A 16,179-nucleotide genomic window follows, 5' to 3' on the forward strand; every position below is an offset into this window, starting at 1 on the left:
TAAAAAATTTTGTACGAACCTTATCGAACAATCCGAAAATTTGGTTAGTAAATTACTCAAAGATAAACTTTCTCGTTCATATACCTACCATAATTTTAAGCGCACGAGTTATGTAGTCCATGTTGTTATAACATTTGCGGATAGTGAGGATATTACTGCTTGATAAGGAAATTTTAGTAGGTAGCGCGTATTTTTATAATACAGGATATTCAAAAAATTGTAGAAATAATGTTGCTGCTAATAGTACAATAGGTTCTGATTTTTTATCAGAAATAGGGAAATCAGAAGATTATATTGAGAAAGTGACTGGACTAATTGAAGGTACCTAAATACAATGTGTTCTTCAAAGCCTTTCTGAAAAAATAATTAAAGACGCAGCTTATTTTTCATATTGTAATCGATTAGTATATTTCAGTTGTGAAAGATTACGAAAAGAGAAAATAGTGTGATAATAAATAAATGTAGAAGCGAATTTTTAATAGTTCAATTTAGGCAGAGTGTATTCTTTTATTATGAAATCCTATTAGGGTTTCGTTAATTTCTTTTAATTCAGGCGTGAGAAATGTTTTTCTACCTTTTTCATCATTCGTTAATTCGAGTTCACAAACAGTGCATTTAAATTCTTTGAAATGATCCGTAACATTTCGTGTTGTAATTATTTTGTGCCCAAATAGAGTGCAGAGTATTTTTTTGCTTAAAATTTTTTCTTTAATTTCGATTAAGTTCATACTGATTAGATGTTAATATTATGATTTTAAGAGCAGTATAAATATAATCAATAGTAATTAAGTTTTCAAATTTAATCGTTAAAAAACACTATTTCTGAATAAAAACCATATATTTCTTATATAATTAGATTTATTTCTTATATAATTTTTGTTTAATTGTGATATTAAATTAAAAAAAATCCTCAATTGCTTAAGCAATTGAGGACTATATAGTTGCCATTGAGGTTGAGTCTAGCTTTTTTCTTCTTTGTTAAAATAGACCAGATAATAGTACATTTGTTTTTCTTCATCCCAACCCTTTTCCACATACTTTTCAGCACTCTCAGGGTTGATAAAATCCATTTTAATTTGAATGTGCGTATCTAAATTAATGACGTTTTTGATTGATTTACGTGCGTCAGAAACTGCTGCATTTGCAATAGGAAATGAGGTAACATCTTCTATACTGTATTTCTCTCCTTTGTCTACTTTATAATTTTTAAATTCAGGAATTAAATCGGGATTGTCTAAGACTTCATTTAAAAAGTTTGTTTCCTCGAACTGATCGTTTTTTGCAAAATAGTTTACAGAGCGATTCATGAACATCACTTCTTCTTTTTTATCCTCAGCTGGAAAAACGACGTCTTTAGCAAAGTTTTGGCAGAATTTTAAATACTTTTTAGTGATAAAGTTTTCATCCTCAAAGGCATCAACTGATAAAAAATGCTCTAGCCAATATCTGGCATCATAGCGGTTGCTGTCAACTGTTAGTATTTTATATCCTTCCTCTTTTTTGTAATTAAAGATCAAGCACCCTTTATCTAGTTTATTTAAACTCACACCATGCTGTAAAATCATCTCTAGATGGGAACTTTTTTCTTCAAACTGTAAAAAGTCTGCTTGAATTTCACTTTTAAAAATTCCAATAGCATCAACCACATTATTATCAATACTTACGTTACTTAAATAGGTCACGTATACCTCACCATTTTTGATATGAGGATGATTGGACTGCTCAAAGAGGTGTGTTGTGATTTTTTTAGAAATTTCATGAGCACTACTAGGATTGTCAAAAATTTCTGTCGCAAACTTGAACATATCATTGTAATCCAAATCAACTTCATGTGCAAACTGAAAATAATTTTCTTCTTTTTCTCTAAAGGATTTAAAGAAAAATTCCTTCATTAAAGGCACAATTTCATCATTGAGCGTAAAAGGTTGCTCTGATAAAAAAATGGCTTCGTTTCTACTTTTATTCCCCACTCTGTGAATGGACAAATTTTCGATGTGCGTATTGTATAAGTTGATCATTTTTTTTATGGTTTCCTCCCCCCAGCCCCCTCCGAAGGAGGGGGAGATGAGGAGTGATTTTGTGCTTGTTAAATTTTTTTATATTTGTCTGGAGTACTACCTAACAAAGAAACCCATTAAAAAGATGTCCTCTGGGAATAGATACGGACATTCTTTTTATTTTTGTGCAGGTATCCCTCCCTTTCCTTTGGAGAGGGTCGGGGAGAGGACTAATTCCAATTTTCTTCAAAACCGTAGTCTTCAAAACTATCGTCTCCCTCAAACATATCTAAATCATCTTCATCTAATCCGTCTTCAAATTCAGCATTGTAGTCATCGGCATTGTCAGATTCAAAGTTTTTTTCCATTGCTTCATCCGGCATTTCGCCATGAGAAAAAATAGTTTCAGGATATAAATTTCCAATATTTTGATCTTCTACAGCTGCAAGCTCTACAAGGAAGGTCCACATATTAATAAAATCATAAACGTAGAGGATTTTAGTATTTTGTTTGTCTAAAATATCAGACAATTGATAGTCGCTCATGATTTTTTGCTCGCCGGGAACATCACCAGTATCAAAAAGTGAAATCTCTTCTTCTTGGTTCCACGTTTCATCACAAGTGTAAAACGAAGCCACTTCCATGCCATCAAATCCAAAGGAATTAAAAATAGCATTGTGCAAATCTTCTAAAGTATCGTCTTCAAATATTGCGATGTCTCTAAAAACATCTTCTTCCGCGTCTAGAATCACTCTAAATTTATAAACCATAATCTTTCTTTTTATTGAAAGGTCAAAGGTAAAATTTAATTTCAGTTTTCGATTTCAGTTTTTAGTTTTGTTGATAAGATTTTTGCAATCGATTTACGAAGGGAATGAGCTCTTGATTATCAAAAACAGTTACTGCTGTATATTGGTTAAGGCAATAAATGGAATTGTTTTGCTTTATTTTCAGTACCGTTTACACGTTTTTTAAATAGGGGTGTTGTTAGCTTTTCATATTCTATGAAGCTGTTATTCATATACATTATCAGGTATTGAGCGAATCATTTATTAGGATTCACCTAATCCATTTTAAATTCGGGATACTATCAGAATTTTAACTTCATAAAAATACCCCCAAAAAAAGCATTAGTTTTTGGGGGCTGTCTATCAAATAATAAGTTGAATTATTTCGTCTCAGAACAAAGTCCTACGATCTCATGAAAAACATCATGCAATTCAGTAATTGATTTTACTATCGCAGCATCAGCTCCGTTTGAAGTAACTAATTCATGAAGCGCTTTACTTTTTAATTGCAAGCGTTCTGCCGAAGCTAATATTGCTTTTGTTTTAAATTCTGTTGGGATATCAGACTTTAATAGTAAAGCCGCCTTGTTCATCATTTCCTCTGAACGTGCTTTTATTGGTGCTAAATTTCCTTCCTCTGCAGGATGAAAAGTTTCAGACATTACACCATGAAATTCTTTTATGGCTGGCCATTTATCAAAAGTAGATTGTGCCGAAACAGAGTTTGCGACAACAATAAGTGCTAAGACTAGAAAGGTTTTAAGATGTTTCATTATGATTTGTTTAGGTTTAATTTTTATAACAAATATAGTAAAATTTAGTTTTGACATGTTCCTATTTTTGCTTTTCAAATTTATTACTCATTCAATTTCCGAATCACTGTTGCTGGGTTTCCAACTGCCAATGAATTATCAGGAATATTTTTGGTCACCACAGAACCTGCTCCAATAACACAGCCTTTCCCTATCGTGATTCCAGGGCATATAACCGTATTGCCACCAATCCAGCAATCATCACCAATGGATATTGGTAAGGCGTTTTCCTGGATTTTTCTCAGTTCAGCATCTAGCGGATGTGTGGCGGTATACAACTGCACATTGGGCGCAAAAAACACATTAGAACCAATTGTAACGGGTGCGCCATCTAAAACCACACAGTTTACATTGAAATACACATTCGTGCCACACGTAATATTGTATCCGTAATCACAATGAAAGGGCGGTTCCACATAAAAATTCGCTCCTGCATTCGGGATCAACTCTTTTAGGATTTCCCGTGCTTTTTTTGTCACTCGGTATTCCGTTACATTCAATCTGTGAAGCAAATTTTTAGCTCTTCGACGGTCTTTTACTAAAACCGTATCGCCTGCGGAGTAAAAAGCTCCGGCAATCATTTTTTCTTTTTCGGTTTGTACTATCATTTTTTCTTTGTTATTTTTTGGGCATGCCCTCCGCAAAAGCTTCGGTCGGGCTCCTTCGCTTCAATCTTTATTATCTCGTTTTGAAAACGATACAATAAAGGATTTCCACTGCGATACCTTATGCAAATTAGATCCGTATTTTGACACTTGATGTAAATATACCAGAAAAATAGGTGCGTTACAATTCATCCATTAATTTCAACAGTTCGGTAAAGTATAGTTTTTTATCGTTGGTAGCTATTCTATTTTTGTTTCATCAAAAAATCAAATCACATGAAAACTATTATTACACTTACTATTTTTTTATGTACCACGTTTGTTTTTTCTCAAACTACACTATCAGGAAAAGTAGTAGACGAGAAAGGAAAACCCGTTGCAGGTGCAAATGTTTTTATCGAAGGAACCTATGATGGTGCTTCAACTACTGAAACGGGTAATTTTAGTTTTACAACTGCAACCACGGGCAAGCAAACTTTGGTGGTGAGTTTCCTGATTTATGAAACTTCAAGAACGGTAATTGATGTGGCTACTTTTCAAAATAAAACCATCAAGCTTCGGGAGAGTGTAAACGCGCTTGATGCCGTTGTCATTACAGCTGGAACATTAGAAGCAGGCGACAAATCAAGGGTTTCGGTGCTAAAACCATTAGATATTGTAACTACAGCTGGTTCTGCAGGAAATATTATTGCCGCGCTGCAAACCTTGCCGGGAACACAAACCGTGGGCGAAGATGGCCGATTATTTGTTCGTGGTGGCGAAGCCAATGAAACACAAACCTTTGTAGATGGCATTCGGGTTGCCCAACCGTATGGAGCAACCACGAATAATTTGCCTACTCGAGGTCGATTTTCTCCCTTTTTATTCAGCGGAATATCATTTTCAACTGGCGGTTACTCAGCAGAATATGGTGAAGCCTTGTCTAGTGTTTTGCTATTAAATACACAAGATGAACCAGATCAGAATAAAACCGAAATCTCTTTAATGACCGTAGGGTTGGGAATTGGAAATACTCAAAAATGGAAAAAAAGTTCGTTGAGCGTCAATGCCAATTACATTAATCTGGCTCCGTATCAAGCCGCAATTCCTCAAAACGTAGATTGGAATAGTCCTTTTCAATCTTTGTCAGGAGAAACGGTGTATCGCTATAATTTCAATAACGGAATTTTGAAAGTATATGCTGCTTTCGATTCTTCAAAATTTGATATCAATCAGGAAAGTATTAATTCGCTAAATAAAATTAGGATTGCATTAAACAATAATAATTTCTATTTGAATTCATCTTACAAGGGAGTTTTTGGAAATAATTGGCAACTTACTTCTGGGTTGAGTTATGGCTACAGCACAAACAAAGTCGATTTAGCTACTGATAAAGTGAACAATGATGAAAATGCAGCACATTTAAAATTAAAACTACGAAAAAGCTTTTCAGACCGATTGAAAGTTTCCTTTGGAGCAGATTATTTTGTAACCCAATTCAAAGAAGATTTTAAAGAAAATTCGGGTTCTGTTTTTACCAATGGATACGATTCAAATATTGGTGCTATTTATACCGAAGCTGATCTATTATTCTCTAAAAAGTGGGCGGCAAAAGTTGGTGTACGGGCTTCTAATAATGATTTGTTAAATGAAACGGCTATTTCTCCGCGGGTTTCTTTTGCATATAAAATGGCTAAAAACAGTCAGTTCTCCTTTGCCTACGGTGATTTCACACAAACTCCAAGTGCAGATTATATCAAATATTCTAATAATCATCAATTTGAGAGTGAGAAAGCATCACATTATATTTTGAACTTTCAATACAGTAAAAACGGAAAAACATTTCGTGCCGAAACCTATTACAAAGACTATCGTAATTTAGTAAAATTCGACACTCAAACGGCTCTATTTAATTCAGTTTATGACAATACAGGTTCTGGATATGCAAAAGGCTTGGATTTGTTTTGGAGAGATGGAAAATCCATAAAAAACTTAGAATATTGGGTTTCTTATTCATATATCGATACCGAGAGAGATTATAAAAATTTTAGTTCTCAAGTCACACCAAGTTTTGTTGCAGATCATAGCTTGTCTATCGTTACTAAATACTGGATCAATGACTGGAAATCACAAATAGGTTTTACAAACTCCTACAGTTCCGGTCGTCCCTACAACAATCCAAACGAAACAAAATTCATGAACGGTAAAACAAAATCCTACAATAGTTTAAGTTTCAATTGGGCGTATTTACTGTCACAACAAAAGATTTTATATTTCTCAGTTTCTAATGTTTTAGGTTCTCAAAATGTATTTGGTTACGAATACGCCAACAATCCAGACAATGCTGGTTTTTATAAGCGAAAAGAGATCATTCCTACTGCTGATCGGTTTTTCTTTGTAGGTTTCTTTTGGACGATAAGCAATGACAAAAAAGACAATCAATTGAGAAATCTATAAAAGGAGTCATACTATCTTAAAGTCAAAGGTCTAAAGTCCTTGTAAACGAAAACTCTTTCAAGTTTATGACTTTCGACTTTTTATCAAATAACAATTCATCCATCAAATTCTACAGTTCAGTATTTATAAATTTTAAACCACGAATAACCGAGATACTTTTGAAGTATAAATTAATTATAACGTTTCAATCACAAAAAAAACAACTATTTAAAACCAAGAAATTATGATCAAAATTATCACAACTATCGCATTTTTTATCTGTAGTTTAGTATCTGCTCAAGGACAATTCGAGCAGGGAATGGGAAAAGCTTTTCAATTATGGGGCGAAGGAAAAAACACTGAAGCTTCGGATGTATTCGAACGAATTGCAGCTGCCGAAAAAACAAGTTGGTTGCCAAATTATTACGTGGCATTAGTTAACACCACAACTGCTTTTAAAACAAAGGATAAAGATCAAATGAATTTGTTGCTTTCAAAAGCACAAAAAGCATTGGATATAGAAATGGATAAAAATCCTAACAATGCAGAACTATTAGTTGTACAAGCAATGATTCACACCGCCTGGATTGCTTTTGATCCCATGACAAACGGACAAAAATTATCTGGAACAGTAATGCAATTATATGGCAAAGCACAGGCAATTGCTCCAGAAAATCCAAGAGTAGTTTATAATAAAGCAGAGTTTGAAATAGGTAGTGCTAAATTTTGGGGAACCGATACCAAGCCAATGTGTGCTCAAATTGAAAAAGCTATCGGACTTTTTGCTACTTTTAAACCAGAAACACCTTTCTCACCAAAATGGGGTTTAGAAAGAGCGATCGAAGCACAAAAAAACTGTAAATAAAAACGCAGCATCTTGAAATTTCATAAAAAATGCGCACCAATAAAAAGCTACACAAATGAATATTCTCTATAATCAACTACTGAAAGCAATAAAACTAACACTAGTTATTTTTGTAGTAATGCAAATTATTAATGTGGTTATGGGTAGCGAAATCCATTTTGGTAAAAAATTACTAGTTCAGTTTTTCTTTACGGCGTTGTATACGTTTTCATTATACACTGCAAATGCGCTTTTGTTTATGAAATTAGATTCCTTTTTTGCTGATCGATTTTCAATAAGAGGATTAGTAACAGGTTTTATAGGTTCTTTAACACTATCGTTAACGGTTATTTTTTTATTGCACGTTTTTGAAGAAGTAATCTATAATGGCAACTCATTTGACTACTTTTTGGCAAATGAAAAGCCTTCAAATTATCTAGCAGGAATCGTAATTACTTTTTTTGTCACGCTTTCAGTACATGCCATTTCATTTTACAAGGCCTACAATGAAAACAAAGTCAAAGAGCAAAAAATCATAGCAGGAACAGCTAATGCCAAGTTTGAAAGTTTAAAAAACCAAATCGATCCGCATTTTCTTTTTAACAGTTTGAACGTATTGAGTTCTTTGATCGAAGAAAATCCAGAAAATGCGCAACGGTTTACCACTTCTTTGTCTAAAATTTATCGGTATGTTTTAGAACAAAAAGACAAAGAATTAGTTTCTGTTGATGAGGAATTGGCTTTCGCCAAAACCTACATGAACTTGCTGAAAATGCGTTTTGAAAACAGTCTTTTTTACGATTTACCAGCAACAGCTATAAATCCAGAGGCCAAAGTAGTGCCGCTATCGCTGCAATTATTGTTAGAAAACACAGTAAAACACAATGTAGTCAGTGAGCAACGGCCGTTGCATATTAGGATTTATGTAGAGGGCGATTACTTAGCAGTTCAAAACGATTATCAAAAAAAGGAAGTGTTACAAGAACGTCAAGGCGTTGGTTTACAAAATATTATCAATCGATATGGAATTATTACCAAAAGAAAAGTATTGATTGCCCAAAACGAAAAAACATTTACAGTCAAAATACCTATTTTAACCAAACAAATAATAGTAATGGATACCACTACAAATTACAACGAAAACAATGCGTATTACAAAGCAAAAAAGCGAGTAGAAGAGCTGAAAGGGTTTTACGGAAACCTAATTTCATACTGTTGCATTATTCCTTTTTTAATATTTATAAATTTAAAATTCTCCCCACATTTTCAATGGTTTTGGTTTTCTGCTGTGGGATGGGGATTTGGATTAATTATGCACGCTTTAAAAGTGTATGGATACAGTTCGAACTGGGAAGAACGTAAGATTCAGGAAATTTTACAAAAAGAGGACAACAAGAAAAATTGGAATTAAATACATAAAAAAGTACAACATGGAAAATACATTTCAGAACGACGTGCGCTACTTTAGAGCAAAAAAGCAAATTGAAGAAATTAAAGGATTTTATGGGAACTTGGTTTCCTACATTGTCTTTAACAGTGTGTTACTAGTGATTAATTTAGTTACATCACCAGATCATTTATGGTTTTATTGGCCTTTGTTTGGTTGGGGAATTGGGGTAATTATCCACGGATTGAGAGTTTTTAATTATTTGCCATTTCTAGGTAAAGATTGGGAAGAGCAAAAGATTAAAAAACTTATGGATCAGGAGAATAAAAAAAATTGGGAGTAATCCAGATTAGATAATTTTTTAAATTAGATTATGATTTTGGAGATCTTAATCAGTTTCACTTAAAAATAAAATAGTATGATAAACAATACTGAGGTGGATTATAATGGCCACCAACCTGAGGATAAGTATGCAGAAGCTCAAAGAAAAGTTAAAAAATTAAAAGGCTTTTATAACCATTTGATGATTTACATATTGGTCAATATTTTTATTTTTTTCCTAAACGTTAATGACCTAAAACCGGGTGAAAGTTACTTTAAATTAGAAAATTTCTTTACAGCATTTTTTTGGGGTATAGGACTGTTGTTTCATGGTTTGTCTGTTTTTGGGGGAAATATATTTTTTGGTAAAAGCTGGGAAGACAAAAAAATCAAGGAATTGATGGAAAAAGAGAAAAGTGAAAAATGGGAGTAAAAATGAGTGTTCAGTTCGACAAATAACCAAATTAACGATTCAATATAAATGACTACTATAATAATTGAAGACGAAAAACCTGCTGCCAGATTACTGCAAAGAAAATTAGAAAAACTAAACGTTGCAGTAGGAGTAATGTTGCATTCTGTTGAGGAATCTATTGATTGGTTTTCTAAAAATGAGCATCCTGATTTAATTTTTTTAGACATTCAATTATCAGATGGGTTGTCCTTTGAAATTTTTGAAAAAGTAAGTATCAAAAGCGCTGTGATTTTTACAACTGCCTATGATGAATATGCGCTTCGTGCTTTTAAATTAAACAGTATCGATTACCTCTTGAAACCCATCGATGAAGATGATCTTGAGGCCGCTGTTACTAAATTTAAATCACTGTTACCAAAACAAGAATTACAAACTCAAAATCTCACCATCGATTTTGAGCAAATCAAAAAAATGCTAACCAATCCTTTTGAAAAAACCTTTAAAAAGCGATTCACAGTAAAAATTGGGCAACATTTAAAAGTGATTTCAATTGAGGAAATTGAATGTTTTTTTAGCGAAAATAAAGGAACGTATTTACATACTTTTGACAACAGGAATTATTTATTGGAATGCACATTGGAACTTTTGGAACAGGAATTAGATCCAGCAGATTTCTTTCGAATCAGTCGAAAATTTATAATTCCTCTGAAAGCAATCAAAGAAATTGTTGTGTACAGCAACTCTCGGTTGAAAGTTATTTTGCCTTCTTATAAAGACGAAGAAGTGATTGTGAGCAGAGAAAAAGTATCTGATTTTAAGACTTGGATTGAGTAATTTTAAAACATAAAAAAAACTGTTTCAAATGAATGTCAAAAAATCCTAATAGGAAATTTTGACTCTAACGATTGAAACAGTTTTAAGTACGTGTTGGATTTAAAAATTAATCAAATAATGATTTAATTTCTTTTTCTGTCTTGCCTAATTTTTGTTGTAATTTACCCCACATTTCATCTTCTTTTCCTTCGTCGTAAAGTAAATCATCATCGGTCAAATCGGCATATTTCTGTTTAAGTTTTCCTTTCAACTCATTCCAGTTTCCTTCAATCTCTTTTGAATTTGGCATAATATCTAAGTTTTAAATTACTATTTGTTCTTTACAATTTTGGCTATTTTAAACGGTTAAAATGTTATGCAATTCTAGGAAACAGTTGTATAATTACTATCCGATTAATTTTTCTTCACCGTAATAAAAATGAAATAGTTATTATGAAATTAATTAAATTATTGATTCATATAAAATTATTTAAATCACTGGTAATGTATTGTATAAATAGGTGATATAGATTTTTGTTATCAGGAGTTTATGCCTTAAATGCTGTTTTTCTAATGCCAATTATCACAAAAATAAATAGGGTGTAAATAATGAAAAATGGGATGATGTATTCTATGAATCCAGCAGGTAGCATTATTGCAATTATCAACAATTGAAAACCCAAACCGTAAATGGATAGTAGTGTCATAAACCAGTTGGGGAATGTCTTAACCTTATATGCGTTTTTATCTAGGGAGTGAATTATTTTGTCAAAAACGCCATACACAATAGTATAAATGCCAAACAAAATATCGACCGATTTTTGAGTTTCTCCTGCTAAAGCGCGCGGTGATTTGTATTCGAAAACTTTGCTAGTTGTGTCGCCTCCAACCGATTTATTTCGGAGAATTACATAATAATAATTGTATAAAGTACCTTGTAATTGAATGCCAATAAAGGCCAAAATTGTTAGCCAAATTGTTGTTTTCGAAACATAACAAATAGTCATTAAAAACAAAAAATTGAGTATGATGTCAAACACGCTATCAAGGTATCTACCGGTATAAGAAGGGGTGTTTTTCTGTCGTGCTAATTCACCATCTGCAGCATCAATTCCGGATTTTAAAACTATAAAAAAACCTGCCCAAAAATACGATCCGTCAAGAATACTATAAATAGCGATTAAACCCGAAACACCAAAAAGTAGGGTCACATGAATGGGTGTAAAGCGGGTGTCTTTTAATTGACTGGCTAGAAGTTTTCCGAACGTTCTCCCATAATCTGATAAATCTAAAAATTTATCTTGAGCGGCAAGTTTTGACATTTTAGTACTACGTGAACAATGGTAAATGCGACAATATAGTCTGGATTTTATGTTTTTATGAATGTATTCTTTTTGCTTTAGATTCTAAAATAATGTAAAATTGAACTCCAAACAATAGAGTTGCTAATACCACATGAACAGTTTGCGTACCAAATGGAAAATCAAGATAATACATGGCTATTCCCGAAATGATCTCCATAATTAAGATTGATATTACCCATTTTGTTTTTGAAAATCCTAAACTTAATTTGTGGTTTAGTGAAAACAAATATAAATTAGTTAGCAATACTACAATAGAAAAAGAACGATGAATATAAAACACAAAGGTTGGGTTTTGAAGCCACATAATTTCTGGTGCACCCGTTTTTGAAATGATATCTACTTGTTCTCTCACATCGGTACCTAAAACAATTTGGATTAAAGTAAGCGCTAAAGAAATAAGTAAAACGGTATTGAATTTAGCATTATAGCCAACTATTTTCTTGTTGTTTTGAGTGCTGTGAATAACAATTAATTGAAAGGCTACAATCAACAATGCAGCAAGCATGTGAGTAGTTATTTTGTAGGGACTCAAATCAGAGTCTACAACGGTTTTGCCAAGCCATGCTTGAAATCCCATTAAAACACACACTAAAAAGGTCAGTAAAAGGAGTGTTTTATTATCTTTCCTATACCCAAAAGCAAGTGCAAAAGTGATTACACACGCAATTCCGGCAAGTGCTCCCAATAATCGGTTTATATATTCGACCCAAGTGTGTATTGGGTTGAAAATAGCGTAATCGTGTTTGGTATATTTTTCCCAGTTCGATGCATCAAAACTTGTTTTTGAAGTAAAATCAGTTTTTGCAACTAAAAGCATTTCGTCTTTGATTATAACTTGACCTTTATCATATTCTTTTTGTGCTGTAAAAAGCAGTTCTTTTTTCTCTGTTGGAGGTATGTAATATCCAAAGCATTTTGGCCAATCTGGACAACCCATTCCAGAGCCTGTCAATCGTACAAAGGCACCGGCAAAAATGACAAGATATACAAGAACTAAAGCTATTTTGGCTGATTTTAAAAAGTATTTTTGCACTTGAAATTTATTTTGGTAAAATTATCTTTTTTTGGTGTAGAAATAAAATGCACAATAGTTAAACTTTAACTAAACCTAATTTGGTCGCTTTTTTCAACATAAAGTCATAAGCAGCTTGGTACTCGTTAAGGATTTCGCCTTCCAGAATGGCTTCCTTTATAGCTTCTTTGAGCATTCCGATTTCTTTTGATGGTTTTAAGTTGAATAACTCCATAATTTCTTCTCCTGAAATAGGCGGTTGAAAATTACGTACGTGATCACGTTCTTCAACTTCAACAATTTTTTTTCGAACGATTTCAAAATTTTTGTGGTATTTCTTGAACTTATTTGGGTTTTTAGTCGTTATGTCTGCTTCGCATAACGTCATTAAATTTTCAACATCTTCACCAGCATCAAAAACTAAACGACGAACGGCACTATCTGTAACTGTATCTTGCGACAAAACGATAGGGCGGGAGCTCATCATCACCATTTTTTGCACAAATTTCATCTTTTGGTTTAACGGCATATGCAATCTTTCGAAGATTTTTTTTGCCATTTTCCCGCCAAGAAATTCATGACCGTGAAAAGTCCATCCTTGTTTTTTATTGAAACGTTTCGTGGGTGCTTTTCCAATATCGTGCAGTAAAGCAGACCAGCGCAACCAAACATCAGCCGTATTAGGGCAAATATTATCAACAACTTCCAGCGTGTGATAAAAATTATTTTTGTGTGTGTGACCTTCAATTTCCTCTACTTGATTCAATGCAGTCAATTCAGGTAAAATAATATCCAAAAGTCCGGTTTGGAACAAAAGTAAAAATCCTACTGATGGTTTGTCTGTAGATAGTATTTTATTCAACTCGTCTACGATGCGCTCCCCAGAGATGATCTTGATTCGGTTCGCGTTTTTGGTTATCGAATTTAGCGATTTTGCTTCAATTTTAAACCCCAATTGGTTGGCAAAACGAATTCCTCTCAACATGCGTAAAGGATCATCAGAGTAGGTAATGTCTGGCTCTAGGGGTGTTCTTAAAATCTTTTTTTCAAGATCTAGTAATCCTTCAAAAGGATCCAGTAAATCTCCATAATTTTTTACATTAAGCGAAATAGCGAGCGCGTTGATTGTAAAATCACGACGGCCTTGATCGTCTTGTAGTGTGCCGTTTTCTACAATAGGATTTCTACTATCAGATTGATAGGATTCTTTACGAGCGCCTACAAACTCTATTTCGGTATCTTCAAAACGCAACATGGCGGTGCCATAGGTTTTAAAAACTTGAACTTTCGGTTTATTGGGAAGTAGTTTTGAAACGTGTAAAGCCAATTCGATTCCGCTGCCAACGGCAACAATATCAATATCTTTTTTGAAATCTCTTTTTAAAAGTAAATCTCGCACAAAACCACCAATTACATAACTATCAACGTTAAGTTCTTGGGAAGCTTGAGAGATAACTTCGAAAATTTTATTTTGTAATGCTTGTTTATAGTTCATTTTTTATTACCGCAAATTCGCTAATTATTTTTTGGTATCAACGATACGTTTGTATTCAAGGGAGGTCAAGTTAAAATTAACTAGTATGGCAAGTTTGTTTCCAAAAATTTATAAATAATTTAAACACTGATTGTAATGGCTATTGTTAAAACATTCGACAGTTTTTATTTCAAGAATTATTTTGTCAAGAATTATAAAATCTGCATAAAATTTATGTTTTAAGATGGAATTTTTATAGTTAACAGAATATTCTTTTTCCCTCTCATAATGAATATTATTTTCGTTAAATTCAAATTCTAGAGCATCTTTATATACGATTTCTGAAAAACCTTTTCCTAAATTTTTGTGTACTTCATACAATAGTCCAACAATTTTATAACATTCTTCTTTATAAATTAAGTCATCCATTTCTAAAATTAAATTAGCGAATTAGCGGTGAAAAACTTTTATTTCCGAATAATTTTAACCTGACTGTCTGAACTCAATTTTATAATCGTAGAAGGTTTTCCTCCAATTTTTTCACGATGCAAATTTACAACATAGTCCACACCTTTTATAATTTCGGGACTAATATCTTTAAAGGCAATGGGCGTGGGTTTTCCAGAGATATTTGCCGATGTTGAGACTAATGGTTTTTTCATTTTTTCCATTAATTTAAAGCAAAAAGGTTCCTTGACAATCCGAATTCCAAGAGATTTATCTGCGGATATGATATTTGGAGCTACATTTCTAGGATTATCTAAAATTAGAGTGGTTGGGTTTTCAGATAAATCAATGATTTGCCAAGCCACTTCTGGGATATCTTTAAAAACATTATACATCATTTTTTCGCCATTCATCAAGACGATCATGCTTTGGGTTTCTGCTCTTTGTTTCAGTTTGTAGATCTTGGCCACCGCCTCAGCATTTGTGGCATCACAACCAATTCCCCAAACGGTATCTGTAGGGTACAAAATAATTCCGCCTTCTTTTATTATTTCGTAAGCATTGTGTACTTCTGTGTTGATCATTTGTTTGATTTGTTCCTTAATTTATAAAATAGTTTCCTGTACCACACATTGTAATATTTTTTTTTATACTTTCCATTGCTGTCTTTTGACTGTAATAGGGTTTCGATATCATAACCGTTTGCAGCAAAAAAAGAGTAGTTTTTGTTGTAAATGTATATGGTTGATTGTTGTCCTAGGTTTTTACTATTGTCCGTAATAGAGCTTTTATCGAATCTTTTTCTGTAAAAGAATAGTGGTTGATCGATTTTATATACGCCTCCCACTTCTTGAACGATTCGGATCCATAGGTCCCAATCTTCTGTGTATCCTAATTTTTCATCAAAACCACCTACCTTTTTAAAGACTTCGTTTCGTATGACAGCTGAAATTGGAATACAATTTGCTTCTAAAAAATTTGGAATACTAAAATTTGGTAGATTCCATTTTCCTGTTTTTGCGCCAAAATATTCACCTTCGGTATAAACTATATTTAGATTTTTATCACGTTCTAAATTTGCAATACAAGAATCGATGTAAGTTGGAGCCAAGAGATCATCCGCATCCAAGAACATCAAGTAGGTGCCTGCTGCAATCTGAGCACCATTGTTTCTTGATTTTGATGGTCCTGCATTGGCTTGATTAATCAAAGTAATATTGGTAATTTTTTTACTTTCGATATAACTAGTAATTACTTTTTCGCTGTTGTCAGTTGATCCATCATTTACGATAATCATTTCTATGGATGAGTACACTTGTTTCATGACAGATTCGATTGTTTCGATAATCGTATTGTCGTTATTAAAGCAAGGGATTACTATTGATATTTTTGGGAATGATTTCATTGTTGTGTGACCAATTGTTTCTTAAATAATTTATTTTTTTACTGGATATGATTTTCTTATTTCTTTAGATTTTTGCTACA

19 protein-coding genes are annotated in these 16,179 nt (G+C 32.9%); 7 read left to right on the forward strand and 12 right to left on the reverse strand.

The window, feature by feature from the left end; translation table 11 throughout:
* Positions 1-143 precede the first annotated feature (143 nt).
* Positions 144-329 (forward strand): hypothetical protein, encoded by a 186-nt coding sequence (locus ACNQGB_RS04820; protein WP_417943754.1) that lies wholly within the window; start codon positions 144-146, stop codon positions 327-329.
* A gap of 159 nt (positions 330-488) precedes the next feature.
* Here the strand turns inward: ACNQGB_RS04820 and ACNQGB_RS04825 are convergent, their stop codons facing one another.
* The 5 genes from ACNQGB_RS04825 to ACNQGB_RS04845 form a co-directional block, all read right to left on the reverse strand.
* Positions 489-728 (reverse strand): DUF1660 family phage protein, encoded by a 240-nt coding sequence (locus ACNQGB_RS04825; RefSeq protein ID WP_417943755.1) that lies wholly within the window; start codon positions 726-728, stop codon positions 489-491.
* A gap of 231 nt (positions 729-959) precedes the next feature.
* Positions 960-2,018, reverse strand: a complete 1,059-nt coding sequence (locus ACNQGB_RS04830; RefSeq protein WP_309756110.1) for a nucleoid-associated protein — start codon at positions 2,016-2,018, stop codon at positions 960-962.
* 209 nt (positions 2,019-2,227) lie between these two features.
* The gene (locus tag ACNQGB_RS04835; RefSeq protein ID WP_417943756.1) at positions 2,228-2,767 is read right to left on the reverse strand and encodes an IS1096 element passenger TnpR family protein; all 540 of its coding nucleotides are present in this window, start codon (positions 2,765-2,767) and stop codon (positions 2,228-2,230) included.
* 398 nt (positions 2,768-3,165) lie between these two features.
* Entirely contained in the window at positions 3,166-3,558 is a 393-nt protein-coding gene (locus ACNQGB_RS04840) for a hypothetical protein (protein WP_309756114.1), read from the reverse strand.
* Between the two features lie 83 nt (positions 3,559-3,641).
* Positions 3,642-4,205 (reverse strand): sugar O-acetyltransferase, encoded by a 564-nt coding sequence (locus tag ACNQGB_RS04845; protein ID WP_417943757.1) that lies wholly within the window; start codon positions 4,203-4,205, stop codon positions 3,642-3,644.
* Positions 4,206-4,478: 273 nt separating this feature from the next.
* On the opposite strand from ACNQGB_RS04845, the gene ACNQGB_RS04850 reads away from it, so the two are divergent.
* The 6 genes from ACNQGB_RS04850 to ACNQGB_RS04875 all read left to right on the forward strand — a co-directional run bounded on the left by ACNQGB_RS04850 (position 4,479) and on the right by ACNQGB_RS04875 (position 10,418).
* Entirely contained in the window at positions 4,479-6,638 is a 2,160-nt protein-coding gene (locus tag ACNQGB_RS04850; RefSeq protein ID WP_417943758.1) for a TonB-dependent receptor, read from the forward strand.
* A gap of 223 nt (positions 6,639-6,861) precedes the next feature.
* Positions 6,862-7,482, forward strand: a complete 621-nt coding sequence (locus ACNQGB_RS04855) for a hypothetical protein (RefSeq protein WP_417943759.1) — start codon at positions 6,862-6,864, stop codon at positions 7,480-7,482.
* A gap of 55 nt (positions 7,483-7,537) precedes the next feature.
* A complete protein-coding gene (locus ACNQGB_RS04860; RefSeq protein ID WP_417943760.1) occupies positions 7,538-8,872 on the forward strand; it encodes a histidine kinase in 1,335 nt (444 codons plus the stop codon).
* Between the two features lie 19 nt (positions 8,873-8,891).
* Complete coding sequence (locus tag ACNQGB_RS04865) at positions 8,892-9,191, forward strand: 2TM domain-containing protein (RefSeq protein WP_417943761.1); 300 nt, start codon at positions 8,892-8,894, stop codon at positions 9,189-9,191.
* A gap of 75 nt (positions 9,192-9,266) precedes the next feature.
* The gene (locus tag ACNQGB_RS04870) at positions 9,267-9,602 is read left to right on the forward strand and encodes a 2TM domain-containing protein (protein ID WP_417943762.1); all 336 of its coding nucleotides are present in this window, start codon (positions 9,267-9,269) and stop codon (positions 9,600-9,602) included.
* 48 nt (positions 9,603-9,650) lie between these two features.
* The gene (locus ACNQGB_RS04875; protein ID WP_417943763.1) at positions 9,651-10,418 is read left to right on the forward strand and encodes a LytR/AlgR family response regulator transcription factor; all 768 of its coding nucleotides are present in this window, start codon (positions 9,651-9,653) and stop codon (positions 10,416-10,418) included.
* A 106-nt stretch (positions 10,419-10,524) separates the two neighbouring features.
* Here the strand turns inward: ACNQGB_RS04875 and ACNQGB_RS04880 are convergent, their stop codons facing one another.
* From ACNQGB_RS04880 to ACNQGB_RS04910, 7 genes are all read right to left on the reverse strand, one after another.
* A complete protein-coding gene (locus ACNQGB_RS04880; protein ID WP_309759718.1) occupies positions 10,525-10,707 on the reverse strand; it encodes a CsbD family protein in 183 nt (60 codons plus the stop codon).
* Between the two features lie 238 nt (positions 10,708-10,945).
* On the reverse strand, positions 10,946-11,719 hold the full coding sequence (locus tag ACNQGB_RS04885) for a CDP-alcohol phosphatidyltransferase family protein (RefSeq protein ID WP_417943764.1): 774 nt from the start codon (positions 11,717-11,719) through the stop codon (positions 10,946-10,948).
* Between the two features lie 55 nt (positions 11,720-11,774).
* The gene (locus tag ACNQGB_RS04890; RefSeq protein ID WP_417943765.1) at positions 11,775-12,794 is read right to left on the reverse strand and encodes a COX15/CtaA family protein; all 1,020 of its coding nucleotides are present in this window, start codon (positions 12,792-12,794) and stop codon (positions 11,775-11,777) included.
* A 58-nt stretch (positions 12,795-12,852) separates the two neighbouring features.
* Complete coding sequence (locus ACNQGB_RS04895) at positions 12,853-14,268, reverse strand: CCA tRNA nucleotidyltransferase (protein ID WP_417943766.1); 1,416 nt, start codon at positions 14,266-14,268, stop codon at positions 12,853-12,855.
* A gap of 108 nt (positions 14,269-14,376) precedes the next feature.
* Positions 14,377-14,676, reverse strand: coding sequence for a GxxExxY protein (locus ACNQGB_RS04900; RefSeq protein WP_417943767.1), 300 nt, complete (start codon positions 14,674-14,676; stop codon positions 14,377-14,379).
* A 38-nt stretch (positions 14,677-14,714) separates the two neighbouring features.
* Positions 14,715-15,278, reverse strand: coding sequence for an L-threonylcarbamoyladenylate synthase (locus tag ACNQGB_RS04905; RefSeq protein ID WP_417943768.1), 564 nt, complete (start codon positions 15,276-15,278; stop codon positions 14,715-14,717).
* A complete protein-coding gene (locus ACNQGB_RS04910) occupies positions 15,275-16,099 on the reverse strand; it encodes a glycosyltransferase family 2 protein (protein ID WP_417943769.1) in 825 nt (274 codons plus the stop codon). Before ACNQGB_RS04910 ends, ACNQGB_RS04905 begins: the two co-directional genes overlap by 4 nt.
* Positions 16,100-16,179: the final 80 nt, after the last annotated feature.

The sequence above is a fragment of the Flavobacterium frigidum genome, assembly GCF_048286795.2.

Coding starts and splice junctions, on each gene's coding strand:
- ACNQGB_RS04825 (WP_417943755.1), bottom strand. CDS start 728: ATGAACTTAATCGAAATTAAAGAAAAAATTTTAAGCAAAAAAATACTC.
- ACNQGB_RS04830 (WP_309756110.1), bottom strand. CDS start 2,018: ATGATCAACTTATACAATACGCACATCGAAAATTTGTCCATTCACAGA.
- ACNQGB_RS04835 (WP_417943756.1), bottom strand. CDS start 2,767: ATGGTTTATAAATTTAGAGTGATTCTAGACGCGGAAGAAGATGTTTTT.
- ACNQGB_RS04840 (WP_309756114.1), bottom strand. CDS start 3,558: ATGAAACATCTTAAAACCTTTCTAGTCTTAGCACTTATTGTTGTCGCA.
- ACNQGB_RS04845 (WP_417943757.1), bottom strand. CDS start 4,205: ATGATAGTACAAACCGAAAAAGAAAAAATGATTGCCGGAGCTTTTTAC.
- ACNQGB_RS04850 (WP_417943758.1), top strand. CDS start 4,479: ATGAAAACTATTATTACACTTACTATTTTTTTATGTACCACGTTTGTT.
- ACNQGB_RS04855 (WP_417943759.1), top strand. CDS start 6,862: ATGATCAAAATTATCACAACTATCGCATTTTTTATCTGTAGTTTAGTA.
- ACNQGB_RS04860 (WP_417943760.1), top strand. CDS start 7,538: ATGAATATTCTCTATAATCAACTACTGAAAGCAATAAAACTAACACTA.
- ACNQGB_RS04865 (WP_417943761.1), top strand. CDS start 8,892: ATGGAAAATACATTTCAGAACGACGTGCGCTACTTTAGAGCAAAAAAG.
- ACNQGB_RS04870 (WP_417943762.1), top strand. CDS start 9,267: ATGATAAACAATACTGAGGTGGATTATAATGGCCACCAACCTGAGGAT.
- ACNQGB_RS04875 (WP_417943763.1), top strand. CDS start 9,651: ATGACTACTATAATAATTGAAGACGAAAAACCTGCTGCCAGATTACTG.
- ACNQGB_RS04880 (WP_309759718.1), bottom strand. CDS start 10,707: ATGCCAAATTCAAAAGAGATTGAAGGAAACTGGAATGAGTTGAAAGGA.
- ACNQGB_RS04885 (WP_417943764.1), bottom strand. CDS start 11,719: ATGTCAAAACTTGCCGCTCAAGATAAATTTTTAGATTTATCAGATTAT.
- ACNQGB_RS04895 (WP_417943766.1), bottom strand. CDS start 14,268: ATGAACTATAAACAAGCATTACAAAATAAAATTTTCGAAGTTATCTCT.
- ACNQGB_RS04900 (WP_417943767.1), bottom strand. CDS start 14,676: ATGGATGACTTAATTTATAAAGAAGAATGTTATAAAATTGTTGGACTA.
- ACNQGB_RS04905 (WP_417943768.1), bottom strand. CDS start 15,278: ATGATCAACACAGAAGTACACAATGCTTACGAAATAATAAAAGAAGGC.
- ACNQGB_RS04910 (WP_417943769.1), bottom strand. CDS start 16,099: ATGAAATCATTCCCAAAAATATCAATAGTAATCCCTTGCTTTAATAAC.